The 14,436-nt window shown below is 44.8% G+C and carries 15 protein-coding genes; 11 read left to right on the top strand and 4 right to left on the bottom strand.

Features of this window, described 5'->3' with window-relative positions; translation table 11 throughout:
- The first annotated feature begins 3 nt into the window (after nt 1-3).
- From lpdA to M3193_RS00985, 4 genes are all read left to right on the top strand, one after another.
- Entirely contained in the window at nt 4-1,416 is a 1,413-nt protein-coding gene (gene lpdA / locus M3193_RS00970) for a dihydrolipoyl dehydrogenase (RefSeq protein ID WP_251623798.1), read from the top strand.
- A gap of 143 nt (nt 1,417-1,559) precedes the next feature.
- On the top strand, nt 1,560-2,417 hold the full coding sequence (locus tag M3193_RS00975; protein WP_251623799.1) for a polysaccharide deacetylase family protein: 858 nt from the start codon (nt 1,560-1,562) through the stop codon (nt 2,415-2,417).
- 13 nt (nt 2,418-2,430) lie between these two features.
- Entirely contained in the window at nt 2,431-3,387 is a 957-nt protein-coding gene (locus M3193_RS00980; RefSeq protein WP_251623800.1) for an NAD(P)H-dependent flavin oxidoreductase, read from the top strand.
- 18 nt (nt 3,388-3,405) lie between these two features.
- Entirely contained in the window at nt 3,406-3,678 is a 273-nt protein-coding gene (locus M3193_RS00985) for a UPF0223 family protein (RefSeq protein WP_251623803.1), read from the top strand.
- 38 nt (nt 3,679-3,716) lie between these two features.
- Here M3193_RS00985 and M3193_RS00990 read toward each other — a convergent pair whose 3' ends face one another.
- On the bottom strand, nt 3,717-4,343 hold the full coding sequence (locus M3193_RS00990) for a YktB family protein (RefSeq protein WP_251623805.1): 627 nt from the start codon (nt 4,341-4,343) through the stop codon (nt 3,717-3,719).
- 159 nt (nt 4,344-4,502) lie between these two features.
- Here M3193_RS00990 and M3193_RS00995 point away from each other — a divergent pair, with 159 nt between their 5' ends.
- Together M3193_RS00995 and M3193_RS01000 are read left to right on the top strand one after the other, a co-directional pair.
- On the top strand, nt 4,503-4,700 hold the full coding sequence (locus M3193_RS00995) for a hypothetical protein (RefSeq protein WP_060205169.1): 198 nt from the start codon (nt 4,503-4,505) through the stop codon (nt 4,698-4,700).
- A gap of 138 nt (nt 4,701-4,838) precedes the next feature.
- The gene (locus tag M3193_RS01000) at nt 4,839-5,630 is read left to right on the top strand and encodes an inositol monophosphatase family protein (protein ID WP_251623806.1); all 792 of its coding nucleotides are present in this window, start codon (nt 4,839-4,841) and stop codon (nt 5,628-5,630) included.
- 39 nt (nt 5,631-5,669) lie between these two features.
- On the opposite strand, the gene M3193_RS01005 is transcribed toward M3193_RS01000, so the two are convergent.
- Nucleotides 5,670-5,855, bottom strand: a complete 186-nt coding sequence (locus M3193_RS01005) for a YlaF family protein (RefSeq protein ID WP_251623808.1) — start codon at nt 5,853-5,855, stop codon at nt 5,670-5,672.
- Between the two features lie 97 nt (nt 5,856-5,952).
- On the opposite strand from M3193_RS01005, the gene typA reads away from it, so the two are divergent.
- Entirely contained in the window at nt 5,953-7,794 is a 1,842-nt protein-coding gene (gene typA, locus M3193_RS01010) for a translational GTPase TypA (RefSeq protein ID WP_251623810.1), read from the top strand.
- A 64-nt stretch (nt 7,795-7,858) separates the two neighbouring features.
- A complete protein-coding gene (locus tag M3193_RS01015) occupies nt 7,859-8,191 on the top strand; it encodes a YlaH-like family protein (RefSeq protein ID WP_251623812.1) in 333 nt (110 codons plus the stop codon).
- Nucleotides 8,192-8,334: 143 nt separating this feature from the next.
- On the opposite strand, the gene M3193_RS01020 is transcribed toward M3193_RS01015, so the two are convergent.
- Both M3193_RS01020 and M3193_RS01025 read right to left on the bottom strand, forming a co-directional pair.
- A complete protein-coding gene (locus tag M3193_RS01020; protein WP_251623814.1) occupies nt 8,335-8,538 on the bottom strand; it encodes a YlaI family protein in 204 nt (67 codons plus the stop codon).
- A gap of 32 nt (nt 8,539-8,570) precedes the next feature.
- Nucleotides 8,571-9,071 carry a peptidyl-prolyl cis-trans isomerase gene (locus M3193_RS01025; protein ID WP_251623815.1) on the bottom strand — a complete coding sequence of 167 codons (501 nt, stop codon included), beginning with the start codon at nt 9,069-9,071 and terminating at the stop codon, nt 8,571-8,573.
- 191 nt (nt 9,072-9,262) lie between these two features.
- Here M3193_RS01025 and M3193_RS01030 point away from each other — a divergent pair, with 191 nt between their 5' ends.
- The 3 genes from M3193_RS01030 (at nt 9,263) to pyc (ending at nt 14,420) form a co-directional block, all read left to right on the top strand.
- Nucleotides 9,263-9,544 (top strand): YlaN family protein, encoded by a 282-nt coding sequence (locus M3193_RS01030; RefSeq protein WP_060205154.1) that lies wholly within the window; start codon nt 9,263-9,265, stop codon nt 9,542-9,544.
- A gap of 246 nt (nt 9,545-9,790) precedes the next feature.
- On the top strand, nt 9,791-10,957 hold the full coding sequence (locus tag M3193_RS01035; protein WP_251623816.1) for an FtsW/RodA/SpoVE family cell cycle protein: 1,167 nt from the start codon (nt 9,791-9,793) through the stop codon (nt 10,955-10,957).
- Between the two features lie 25 nt (nt 10,958-10,982).
- Nucleotides 10,983-14,420: a pyruvate carboxylase gene (pyc, locus tag M3193_RS01040; protein WP_251627128.1), complete on the top strand. Its 3,438-nt coding sequence runs from the start codon at nt 10,983-10,985 to the stop codon at nt 14,418-14,420.
- Nucleotides 14,421-14,436 lie beyond the last annotated feature (16 nt).

Raw genomic sequence — 14,436 nt, forward strand, 5'->3', positions numbered from 1 at the left:
CATATGGTAGTAGGAGACTTTCCAATCGAAGTGGACACACTTGTTGTAGGATCCGGCCCCGGAGGATATGTTGCGGCAATCCGCGCAGCTCAGTTAGGACAGAAAGTCACGATCGTCGAGAAAGAGAATCTCGGCGGAGTCTGTCTCAACGTAGGTTGCATTCCTTCGAAAGCCCTCATTTCAGTAGGGCATCGTTACGCATCCGCAAAAGATTCCGATGATATGGGAATCACAGCGACTGATGTTAAGCTTGACTTCTCAAAAGCACAGGCTTTCAAAGACGGCGTTGTCAAAAAGTTGACAGGCGGCGTTGAAGGACTTCTCAAAGGGAATAAAGTGGAAATCGTCAAAGGAGAAGCATACTTCGTTGACGCGAACACTGCGAAAGTGATGGATGAGACATCTTCCCAAACGTATAAGTTTAAAAATGCAATCATTGCTACTGGTTCACGTCCGGTGGAGATCCCTACATTCAAGTATACGAAACGGGTCATCAATTCCACAGGCGCGCTTAACTTGGAAGAAGTTCCTGGGCACCTAGTCGTCATCGGCGGCGGTTATATCGGAACGGAACTTGGTTCAGCGTATGCTAACCTCGGTTCCGAAGTGACGATCATTGAAGGAGCCGATGACATTCTTGCTGGCTTCGAAAAACAAATGACGCAGATCGTTAAAAAAGGCTTGAAGAAAAAAGGCGTTGAAATCGTAGTGAAAGCATCTGCCAAAGGTGTTGAAGAATCCGACACAGGCGTTGTTGTTACGTACGAAGCAAAAGGTGAAGAACATAAAGTCGAAGCTGACTATGTTTTAGTAACTGTCGGTCGCCGTCCGAATACAGACGAAATCGGGCTTGAAGAGATGGGTGTCAAATTCCTTGAGCGCGGTCTGATCGATGTGGACAAGCAGTGCCGTACAAGCATTCCGAACATCTATGCAATCGGTGATATCGTCTCTGGACCACAACTTGCACACAAAGCTTCTTATGAAGCGAAAGTTGCTGCAGAAGCGATTTCAGGCGAGAAATCCGAAGTTGACTATATGGCCATCCCAGCAGTCTGCTTCACAGACCCTGAGCTCGCAACAGTTGGCTTGAATGAAAAACAAGCTAAAGACGAAGGCTATGAAGTTGTTGCGGGCAAATTCCCGTTTGCTGCAAATGGCCGTGCCCTTGCGCTTAATGCAACTGAAGGATTCGTCAAACTCGTATCACGCAAAGAAGACGGACTTCTGTTAGGTGCACAAATCGTCGGTGAAAACGCATCCGACATGATTGCGGAGTTAGGTCTTGCAATCGAGGCTGGTATGACGTTGGAAGATATTGCAATGACTATCCACGCACACCCGACACTCGGAGAGATTTCCATGGAGGCTGCGGAAGTGGCTCTTGGTAAACCGATTCATATGATTACTAAATAAGTATGATAGATGATAGCGTCTGAGGGCATGAAGCCTCTCAGACGCTTTTCCAATTCTTGCACATCACTTCGTTTGAAGGTGCATTCCAAATCATGATAGGATGAAAACAATCACTTGGATAGTCAGGATTAGGAGAGGATATGATGAAGAAGAGTTTGCTATACATACCGCTTCTCTCCATGTTGCTATTGGCATCATGCAACGAAGAAGCAACACCGGAAAACAAGAAAAAGGATGAACAATCAGCACAAGTGGAGGAGAATGCGGAACAGATCGAATCAAATGAAGAACAACAGAAAATTGATGGGGATGCTGAATCACAAGAGGAAGCTGAAACGGTTGAACAAATCCCACAATACGAGCTGAACCCGAAAACATTCTCTATTCAGCCTATCGGAGATGCGGATCCGAAAGTTGTACTCCTTACAATCGATGATGCACCTGACAAAAGGGCACTAGACATGGCGAAAATATTAAAACAACTAGACGCTCCCGCCATCTTCTTTGTCAATGGCCACTTTATCGCAACTGACGAAAAGAAGGCGATCCTAAAAGAAATTCATGATATGGGATTCGCGATTGGGAATCATACGAAGACACATGCGGATTTGAAAACGTTGTCCGAGGATGAGCAGCGTGAAGAGATCGTCTCTGTCAATGATATGGTGGAAGGAATTATCGGTGAACGCCCGCGTTTTTTCCGAGCTCCGTTCGGTATGAATACCGACTTCAGTAAAACTCTTGCAATGAATGAAGGGATGCTCGTAATGAACTGGTCATATGGCTACGATTTCGAGAAAGAATATATGACGAAGGAAAAAATTGCGGATATTATGGTGAATACGGAACTTCTCCGGAACGGCTCCAACCTGCTCATGCATGACAGGGATTGGACTGCTGATGCATTAGAAGAAATCGTTAACGGTTTACGGGATAAAGGCTATGGATTTGTAGATCCGGATCTGATTAAAGGGTTGGATGATGGACACCAAGGGGAGTAAGGGGGAGTTCGATGTGAACTGGAATACGAGAGTCACAGAATTGTTGGGGATTGATTATCCGATCATTCAAGGGGGATTGGCATATCTTGCTTACGCGGAGTTGGCTGCAGCAGTTTCGGAAGCAGGAGGACTTGGCCAGATTACAGCAATGAGCTTGGATTCACCGGAAGCGTTGCGTGCAGAAATCAGGAAGCTCCGGGAGATGACAACAAAGCCGTTTGGCGTCAATTTTGCAATTGGTCAGCATGGACGTCCGTATAAGCACATGCTGGATGTCGCTTTGGAAGAGAAGGTAAGTGTTCTATCGGTAACAGGTGGAAATCCGTCGCCTTTCTTTGACCATATCGGCGACGCTGATGTGAAGAAGCTCGTATTGGTCGCTGCCAAAAGACAAGCGGTCAAGGCCGAATCGCTCGGCGCGGACGCAGTGATGGTTGTCGGACATGAAGGTGGCGGCCATTTAGGTCGTGATGATATCGGTACCATGGTGCTAGTTCCCCAAGTGGTGGATGCAGTGAATATCCCTGTCATCGCTTCTGGCGGCATCGGGGACGGGAGGGGCTGGATGGCAGCGCATGCATTAGGAGCGGAAGGGATTGAAATGGGTACTCGGTTCATAGCGACAAAAGAATGCGTCCATGCTTCAATGGAGTACAAACAAGCCCTTCTTCAGACAGAAGAAACAGGTACTGTTGTCATTAAACGTTCACTTGGCACGCCGGCAAGGGCACTCTCTGGAAGTTGGACTGACGAGATTTTACGTATGGAAGCTGAAAATGCGGATTATGATAAACTGAAGGACTTTATTAGCGGGGGCGCCAATCGCCGATTCATCCATAATGGAGATGAGGAAAGCGGTTTTGGTTGGGCTGGACAGGTTGCAGGAATGATCAAGGATGTACCGACCGTGGCGGAATTGATCGGCCGGATGGTAACTCAAGCTGAAGGTATTAGAAGAAAATGGGCATAACGAAAGGTGCGATAGGTAGTGGATTATAATTATCCTCTCAGTCATCATTGGACGACTGAAGAAATCATTGATGTCGTCGAGTTTTTTCAGGCAGTGGAAAAAGCGTACGAAACGCAAATTGCTAGGGGAGAATTCATGGATGCCTATAAGGCGTTCAAAAAAGTCGTTCCTTCCATGGCAGAGGAAAAGACAATCTTCAAGGAGTTCGAAGAGGCGAGCGGCTTTAATAGTTATCGTATTGTCAAAATGGCAAAGGAAGGCCGTGAAGGAGATTCCTTAACGGGTAAATGAAAGGGGGGCGGATGCATACATATGCATCCACCCTCTTTTTACTTACCGATGACGATGTCGTAAATAGGGAAAATCAGATCAATTGTTTCTTCGGCGAAATTAATGAACTCTTCTTCCGAAAGCTTCGTTGCTGCGCTGGAGGGTAAATGTCTGCCAATGATGAATTCGGCCTTTTTAACAGTTTGTAGCCTATCCAATAAGCTTGCAATGCCTTCTAACCCAATTTCATTCACTTTGAAGGCTTCTGGCTTCATATGGTCGCCTGAAATGACAAAGTCATCGGGCAAGGCAGTAATTGAAGTTAAATTCTTGCTAAGCCTCTCCGCAATTCCCTTCTTATCAGGATTTTCGTAAATAACAGCTAAAATGATGAATAGATGGGTTCCCCATAACCCAATCTGGAAATGAGGAAGCGCTTTGTATCCTCGCTTAGCAGGAGCAAATGCAACCCAGCTGTCGTTCGGCGGATTGACAGTCCTCCTGGCATGCTTCGCAACATGGGGGTAAAACTCTCCTGTCCCGCGTGAAGACAAGTATGTAGAAATTTCTTCGCCGATCAATTCGAACTTCGGTTGGATCTGAGTTTGAAGCGCATGCATTCTATGCTCCAATCCCTCGATTGAAAAGACATTAAAGTCATCTATAGTCCAAAATCCTTGTGCCAATTTAATCCCTCCGTTTCAATATCCACGTTTATCGTAACAGAAAATGGGGAACAATCTTATACAAGAAGGCTTATAACTAACCAAAGCAACTCGGACAGCATAAGTTAGAAGTAAGTAAATGCATCGTTGAAGAAAACTACATTAAAAGGGGTGTTAGTAATGAAACAAGTCGTCCACATTATCCGTAAAGCCGAAATCGAAAAGGAATATGTGAAGCTTCTGCATCTTGAGTTGGATTATGAGCTGGCAACACTATATGATGCCGTTCAAGAGAATGACTCCAAACAAGTGGAGAAAAGCAAAACGAGACTCACTGAAATACATGGTGAGTTGGAGACTTTCAATGCTTTTGCTTAACAGAAAGTCAGTGAACCGAATTAGGCACCTGCACTGAGACTCTTCAACCTGGGGGGACAGTGTAAAGGTGCCTTTTTGTTTGGAACTAGGCAGTATGCTATAATAAACTAATATGCATGTAGATGATGAGGTGTTGACATGAATTGGGGAGCTGTTGACCGGTATGCAAAATCGTTGATAAAAGAAGCCGGACATAAAATACGAATTTCGTTTTTCAGTACGATCGATGTTGATTCGAAAGCGGAAGCGAATGACCTTGTGACAAATATCGACCGCGAAATAGAACGGTTTTTCATAAACCGGATAAAAAAGGATTTCCCTGATCACCGGATATTGGGGGAAGAGGGCTTCGGCGACAAAATCGAATCGCTTGAAGGGATCATTTGGATGCTGGATCCGATTGATGGCACGATGAATTTCATCCACCAGAAAAGGAATTTTGCGATTTCTCTTGGTATCTATGCTGACGGTATCGGCATGCTCGGCTATGTGTATGATGTGATGAATGATGATTTTTATCACGCAGTTAAAGACGAAGGTGCGTACTTCAACGATGAAAGGCTTCCGGTGCTTGAGAACACACCACTAGCAGAAGCGATCATCGGCGTGAATGCCAGCTGGGTAGCGCCGAACCGGAAAATTGAAAATGGACCGATTGCGGCAATGGTGCAGAATTGCAGGGGGACAAGGTCATATGGCTCGGCAGCTATTGAGCTTGCCTATGTATCATCGGGTAGAATCGATGCATATCTGTCCTTGCGGCTATCTCCATGGGATATTGCAGGAGGCATGATCATTGCTCAGGAAGTGGGGGCGGTCACAACAAATTTGAAAGGTGAACAACCGCATTTGCTCGGACAAGACACGTTCATAGTTGCCAGACCGGGTCTGCACGATGAAATCCTAAGGAATTATATTAAACTTAAATAAAAAAGGGGCTGCCCGTTTGCAGTCCCTCTCATTATTTAGTTAAAGAATGCCTTGTTCCCGCATTTTTTTCTTTGTTTTAAAACCATTACCCATGACAAAAATCAAAGCGATGGCGGCGATTATGGCAACGGGGACACTACGCATACCGACTGCAATGCCGATTCCGCACATTGCTGCGACTGCGGCAAGGGAATATAGGACGAAAACCCATTTAATATCCTTCAATATGAAACATCTCCTGAATAAAAATGTTTTTTAATATTGTTCTTATGTGCTATAATAACACAGTTAATCATCTGATAAAAGATAACGGAGTGAAAACATGACAAATCATCGTAATGATTTACGTAATATAGCGATCATTGCCCACGTAGACCACGGAAAAACAACGTTAGTCGATCAACTTTTGAAGCAATCCGGAATTTTCCGGTCAAATGAACATGTAGAAGAGCGTGCCATGGACTCGGGTGACATTGAACGTGAACGTGGTATTACCATCCTGGCAAAAAATACAGCAATTGAATATAAAGACACGAAAATCAATATTCTTGATACACCCGGACATGCTGATTTTGGAGGGGAAGTTGAGCGGATCCTTAAGATGGTTGACGGTGTCGTGTTAGTCGTCGACTCCTATGAGGGATGTATGCCGCAAACCCGATTCGTATTGAAAAAAGCATTGGAAACAAACTTGAAACCGATTGTTGTTGTAAATAAAATTGACCGTGATTTTGCGCGTCCCGAAGAAGTAGTCGACGAAGTGCTCGAATTATTCATCGAATTGGATGCAAATGATGAGCAACTTGAATTCCCGGTTGTCTATGCTTCTGGTTTCAATGGAACAGCAAGTCTTTCACCGGACCCTGCGGAACAGGAAGATACATTGCGCGTTCTATACGACGCGATCGTTGAACAAATTCCTGCCCCTGTCGATAACCGTGAAGAACCTTTACAGTTCCAAGTATCACTACTCGATTACAGTGATTATGTAGGTCGTATTGGTATTGGACGCGTGTTTAGAGGCACGATGAAAGTTGGCCAGCAAGTAACGGTCATAAAACGTGACGGATCAACAAAAAATTTCCGTGTGACGAAGATGTATGGATTCCTTGGGTTGAAGAGAATTGAAATCCAAGAAGCTTATGCAGGAGACTTGATAGCTGTTTCTGGAATGGAAGACATTGATGTCGGTGAAACAGTTTGCCCGATTGATCATCCTGAGGCATTGCCGGCAATTCATATCGATGAGCCAACACTGCAAATGACATTCCTAGTCAATAATAGTCCTTTTGCCGGAAAAGAAGGCAAATGGGTGACAGCGAGAAAAGTTGAAGAGCGGCTTGAACAGCAATTGCAGACTGACGTTTCATTACGTGTAGAGCCGACGGATTCACCTGATGCGTGGGTCGTGTCGGGACGTGGGGAGCTTCATCTTTCCATCTTGATTGAGAATATGCGTCGTGAAGGATTCGAACTTCAAGTATCGAAACCAGCAGTTATTATCAAAACGATTGATGGTGTACGTTCAGAGCCTGTCGAACGCGTACAAATTGATATACCGGAAGAATATACCGGTGCAATCATTGAATCGATCGGCGAGCGTAAAGGTGAAATGCAAGATATGATCAATAACGGCAATGGACAAGTCCGTTTGATTTTCCTTGTGCCTGCACGTGGTCTGATCGGTTATTCTACAGAATTCCTTTCGCTTACTAGAGGATACGGAATCATTAACCATACATTTGATTCCTACAAGCCTGTAGCGTCAGGCAGAGTCGGCGGCCGGCGTCATGGGGTACTTGTGTCAATGGAGACAGGTACAGTGACCGGTTATAGTATAATGCAGTTGGAAGACAGAGGAGTCATGTTTGTCGAGGCGGGCACGGAAATTTACGCTGGTATGGTAGTCGGTGAAAACAACCGTGATACAGACTTGACGATTAACTTGACGAAAGTCAAACATGCGACTAACGTCCGTTCTGCAACCAAGGACCAGACTGTGACGACGAAAAAGCCGCGGATTCTTTCATTGGAAGAGGCTTTGCAATATGTTGGAGACGATGAGTATTGTGAAGTGACTCCGCAGTCGATTCGTCTACGGAAGAAGATCCTTGATAAAAATGAACGGGAACGTGCTGAAAAGAAGAAAAAACTCGGTGAGTGATCTATAATAGTAGGCAGTAAAATAGAATGCGTACAATCGCTTTGTTGAGAAGGGAATGTGCTACATGAATGGTACTATCGGGGATGCAGAAACTATTGCAGCCATGTCACCAGTCGTTCGGATGATTTATGAGCTGACATCTTCTTCAGTAACTGGGATTTTGTTGTTCGCAGTTGTTTTCATCCTTTCCGCCATTGTTTACAAGTTAGGTTTTGCTCGGAAAATCAAATTTTGGCAAAATGTTGTCGTATATAGTTTCCTGTTTTTAGGATGTATCATTTTGACGTTTTTCGCCATATTCCTTCCGATTGTGGAAGGCCTTATTGTTGCAGCGCTCATTTTGATCATCTATAGACTGCGCAGGATGAACGAACATAAAGAAAACTCCACCGTTTGACGGTGGAGTTTTCTTGTTGTCGTCTAGACTCCGGGCGCTAGCTGCTCGGGTCATAAGGTAAAGCTACTGCGTGGCCAAGACCGCCACTTCGTATCTTTGTCTTATGCCTGTCGCAGCTGAGCAAGCACCCTTCGCTTTTGTTGTTAAAAATTCTCTTCTGCGGAATGTGAGCTGCGGTGGAAAATGAATTTTCCGGTAGAGAGTCTAACGTTTGTTTGCTCTGTAATCCGCTCGCTGCATTTTTCACACATATACGTATTGATCGGATGATTCCTCAATTTCTTCGCGAGAGGGGCATCATCTATAAGCTGTCCGATTTCATCGCAAAGGACACATTTGACTCGCATAACCTCAGCTCCTTTGAATAAGGTTCAGTATATCAGCCGATGACAATCTCAGTGACTTTTCGTAGTGGCCGTTCGATATTCGACCCATCCTTCAAGAGCAGATGGGCTGGCCCGTCTTCAGTCAATGGCTTGCCGTCCTGGCTGAATTTAAATAAGAAATTGCTAACTTCCGAAACTGGATAAGTTTCTTCAGTTCCGTCCAAGGTCAAAAAAGTGATTGTTTTTGCGTCTTCGGAAGGAACCGCATTTTTAACAAAATGATCAAGTGAAATGCCGAATGTTCCGGTCACCATTTTTTGTCTATCGAACTTCTTTTCCGTTTTTAGAGTTGGCGGGAAAGTAGCACCTTCCATGATTTCACGGGACCAATGCTTGCCCATGCTTCTTTTATACTCTTCTTCTTCATCTCTCTCGACAAACTCTTCCGTAAAAAAAGTAGTTAAGTCGACTTTGCGGTCATCGAAGATCCAAACTGTCGGATCGAGTGTAATCACATGCTTGACATTGCCTTTAATAGTAATGATCGATTCCAAATGAATAGCCTCCTACAATACTAAATGAGCGTTTGCATATAGTTCTTAGTATAACGCTTCTGATTGAATGTGGAAAGCCATTGAATTTAGACAGCCAGTCCATAAGGGAAACGCTTGCAATTTGCCTTCTTGAAAGATACAATTTATTCATAATCACCACGCAAGGATAATAGGTGAATGGGGGCGTCCTCATGGATATTGAATTACAGGAAACCTATCAGGAAAAAGCTTTGAAACAGCTCCAAGCTGATGCGGATAAAATTGCACAACTCATAAAAGTACAGATGGATCACTTGACGATGCCTCAGTGCCCACTTTACGAGGAAGTGTTGGACACACAGATGTACGGCCTATCCAAGGAAATTGACTTCGCTGTCAGACTTGGCCTGATTGAGCGTGAGAAAGGGAAGGAAATCCTTTCATTGCTTGAAAAAGAGATGAATGTCTTGCACGAGTTATATACAAAAAAATAAACGAAAGACTCAAACTCATCATAGGTTTGAGTTTTTTATTTAACTTGCTTCAGCTTTATGCTCGAAGCAAGTTATAGCCTCCGGCGGATGTGACAGATTTTGAAGGGAGTTATGGAAAGTAGTCTAAGTGCGCGACGTCCTGTCGCAACGACTGCATGACCTACATCCTGTCGCCTTCAAGCGCAATTCAAAATCTGGACGCAATTTCACCGAGGCAAAATTGATAGAAAAGTTGAGGGAAGTCCGATGGGAAGATACTTTAAAAAAATGTTACGGAGCTTTGATTATCCACTATTTGCTGTATATCTAGTTCTCTGCCTTTTCGGGTTAGTGATGATCTATAGTTCTAGTATGGTATGGGCGGTAAATGTATATGATTATGAGCCTGATCATTTTTATAAGAGACAATTATTCAATCTAGCAGTTGCCATACCAGCTTTCCTGTTTGCAGCCTTTTTTCCTTTTCAAAACTATAAACGAAAGAAATTGATGATCACTTCGGTTGTTGTCATGTTTATACTCCTTGTGCTCGTCCATTTTCTTGGCTCCGGCGATCATGTCGGTGCACAAAGCTGGATTAAGCTGCCCGGATTCGGAAGCATCCAGCCTTCAGAAGTTGCGAAGCTCGTTATCATCGTATATTTCGCAAGTGTATTTGCAAAGAAATATGAAGCGGGAACCCTCGACTACATTAATAAATCAATCGGGCCGCCCGTCAGCATTCTTATTTTAGCAATCGGATTGATCATGATGGAAACGGATATTGGTACTTCTTTCATCATCATTATGGGAGCTCTATCTGTCATTGCAGCAAGCGGCATAAAATTGAAGTCTTTCTCGAAATTGAGCGGCGTTTTATTTCTAGCTCTGATTCCTGTTGCAGGAATTCTATATTTGTTTCGAAACACAATCATTACGGATGGTAGGAAAGGACGAATTTTGTCGTTCTTGAATCCGTTTGATTATGCGCAAGGCTCTGGCTATCAAATTGCAAATGGCTATATCGCAATTGGAGCAGGTGGCATCAAAGGTCTAGGTCTAGGAAACTCCATTCAAAAAATGGGCTATTTGCCGGAACCGCAAACGGATGTCATCATGGCTGTCATTTCGGAGGAAACCGGTATTTTCGGAACGATCATTGTCCTTGGTGGATTAGGGTTCATCGTCTTGCGGGCTCTTTACATTGCGATGCATACGAAAGATCCTCAAGCGCGAATGCTTGCGGCTGGAATTGGGAGTGTCATTGGAATTCAAACATTCGTCAATATCGGGGGCTTAACAGGACTAATTCCCTTGACCGGGGTTCCCTTGCCTTTTATTAGTTATGGCGGAACTTCAATGATTCTGTTATCTTTGTCATTAGGAATATTGATGAATGTGTCAATGTTCGTAAAATATCAAAAGAACAAATAGAAAAGGAAGTGCTGTCATGGTGGAAATGGGTCAGATTAAGAAAATCCTCGTAGCGAACCGTGGGGAGATCGCTATACGTATTTTTCGAGCGTGCACCGAATTGGAGATACCGACTGTCGGGATTTATTCGGCAGAAGATCGGGGTTCTTTCCACCGTTACAAAGCAGATGAGTCCTATTTAGTCGGGGAAGGCAAGAAACCGATCGATGCGTATTTGGATATTGAAGGAATCATCAAAATCGCAAAATCATCTGGTGCGAATGCTGTCCATCCTGGATACGGTTTCCTTGCGGAAAACGAGGAATTTGCGCGCAGGCTTGAAGAAGAGGGAATCATTTTTATCGGACCTACGTCCAAGCATCTTGATATGTTTGGAGATAAGGTGAAGGCGAGGGAACAAGCCATTAAAGCGGGAATCCCAGTCATTCCAGGAACGGATGGACCTGTTTCCACAGTTGCTGAAGTTTCGTCGTTCGGCGATGAATACGGGTATCCGATCATCATCAAGGCGTCTTTAGGCGGCGGCGGCAGGGGGATGCGGATTGTAAATTCCGCTGATGAAGTATTTGAGGCATTTGAGCGAGCGAGATCCGAAGCGAAATCAGCGTTTGGATCGGATGAAGTGTACGTAGAAAAATATATTAATAAGCCAAAACATATTGAAGTTCAAATTTTAGGTGATACATACGGCAATGTCGTGCATCTGTATGAGCGGGATTGCTCGATTCAACGCCGTCACCAGAAAGTTGTAGAGATTGCTCCGTCGATTTCCCTGGATGACCAACTGCGCCTTGAAATTTGTGAAGCCGCTGTCAAACTGGCTAAGAACATTTCGTATGTCAATGCGGGGACAGTTGAATTCCTTGTAGCGGACGGAAGTTTTTATTTTATCGAGGTCAATCCGCGTATTCAAGTGGAGCATACGATTACTGAAATGGTGACGGGAATCGATATCGTCCATGCGCAGATCCAAATTGCGAATGGCGGCAATCTCCATGAAGGTGAAGCAGCGATACCACACCAGGAAGATATTCCACTGTTCGGTTACGCAATCCAATCCAGGGTAACGACGGAAGATCCATTAAATGACTTCATGCCTGATACCGGCAAGCTGATGGTGTACCGGTCGGGAGGGGGCTTCGGTGTCCGTCTCGATGCAGGGAATGGCTTCCAAGGAGCTGTTATTACGCCTTATTATGATTCCCTGCTCGTCAAAGTTTCGACATGGGGCACATCTTTCAGAGATGCAGCTGCAAAAATGGATCGGAACTTGCAGGAATTCAGGATAAGGGGAATTAAAACAAATATCCCGTTCCTTGAGAACGTCGTTCGACATGAAAGCTTCCTGACAGGGAATTATGATACAAGCTTCATCGATACGACACCTGAATTATTCGAATTCCCGGTTAGGAAAGACCGTGGTACAAAAATCTTGAATTATTTAGGGAATGTAACTGTCAATGGATTTCCAGGAATAGAGAAGCAGTCGAAACCGTTATTCCATTCTGCCAGAAAACCTGTAGTTGACCTTCTTGCACCTCCTGCTGCGGGTACAAAGCAGATACTGGATGAAAGAGGACCTGAAGGGTTGATTCAATGGATAAAGGAGCAGGATGACGTTCTTCTAACGGATACGACGTTCCGTGACGCTCATCAATCTTTGCTGGCAACCCGTGTCCGGACTTCGGATATTACCAACATCGCGGCTGAATCAGCAAGGCTGATGCCAGATCTGTTCTCGTTTGAGATGTGGGGAGGAGCGACATTTGACGTTGCGTACCGCTTCCTGAAAGAAGATCCATGGGAACGGCTCATGAAGCTGCGTGAGCAAATCCCGAACGTATTATTCCAAATGCTGTTCCGTGGGGCAAATGCGGTCGGTTATTCGAATTATCCCGATAACGTCATTCGGGAGTTTGTTAAAACAGCAGCAGAATCAGGTATTGATGTATTCCGGATATTCGACAGTTTGAACTGGATTAAAGGAATGGAAGTGGCGATTGACGAGACTCGTCAGGCAGGGAAAGTGGCAGAGGCTGCGCTTTGTTATACAGGGGACATCCTCGATGATTCCAGAGCGAAATATTCAGTGGCATACTACAAGGAAATGGCGAAGGAGCTTGAAGCGGCGGGCGCACATATTCTCGCTTTGAAGGATATGGCTGGACTTTTGAAGCCCGAAGCTGCCTATCGTCTTATTTCCGAATTGAAGGCTACTGTTGACATTCCTATCCATCTGCATTCCCATGATACGAGTGGTAATGGCATCTATATGTACGCAAAAGCAGTTGAAGCCGGGGTGGACATCGTCGATACGGCGCTAGGCTCAATGGCAGGCTTAACGTCACAGCCATCTGCAAGTTCCTTATACTATGCATTGCAATATGGAAAACGCCAAGTGAAGGCAGATGTCAGCGCGTTGGAATCATTATCCTATTATTGGGAAGATGTCAGGAAATATTATCAAAACTTCGAAAGTGGCATGGTGAGCCCGCATTCCGAGGTATACGTACATGAGATGCCGGGTGGACAATATTCCAATCTACAGCAGCAGGCCAAGGCGGTCGGTCTTGGTGAGAGATGGGAAGAAGTCAAAGAGATGTATTCGCGTGTCAATATGCTTTTCGGCGATGTCGTAAAAGTGACACCTTCCTCCAAGGTAGTTGGGGACATGGCATTATTCATGGTGCAAAACGATTTGAATGAAGAAACCGTTATCTCACGGGGACGGTCCATCGACTTCCCGGAATCGGTTATTGAGTTTTTCGAAGGCTATATCGGCCAGCCGTATGGAGGCTTTCCAAAAGAATTGCAACAGGTCGTTCTGAAAGGGAGGACGCCGATCACTGTTCGTCCGGGAGAACTTCTGGAGGACGTGGATTTTGAAGCGCTCTTGTTGAAAACTGAAGAGCTTCTCGGCCATCCTTCCACCATGAAAGATGCTCTTGCCTATGCACTCTATCCGAAAGTGTTTGAAGAATATTCCGTGATGAAAAAGGAATTTGGAAACATTTCCGTCATCAATACACCGGAATTCCTCTATGGGATGAGGCTCGGCCAGGAAATTGAAGTGGAAATCGAAAGAGGGAAAACACTAATCATCAAGCTTGTATCCATTGGCGAACCACAGACGGACGGCACTCGCATCATTTACTTCGAGTTGAACGGCCAGCCTAGGGAAGTCATCATACAAGATATCAATGTGGAATCGGATGTCGCCCGCAAACAAAAAGCGGATCCTTCAAATGACTCCCATATTGCTGCCACCATGCCGGGAACTGTCTTGAAAGTTGCGGTTTCTAAAGGGGCAAAAGTAAGAAGAGGAGAACATCTGCTTATTACGGAAGCGATGAAGATGGAAACAACAATCCAAGCACCATTCGACGGAACTGTTAAAGAAATCCTCGTCTCCCCAGGCGACGCCATTTCAACAGGCGACCTCCTACTGGAACTGGAACATTAATGAATGAAAAACACCC

The organism is Sporosarcina luteola (genome assembly GCF_023715585.1).
Classification (GTDB): Bacteria; Bacillota; Bacilli; order Bacillales_A; family Planococcaceae; genus Sporosarcina; species Sporosarcina luteola_D.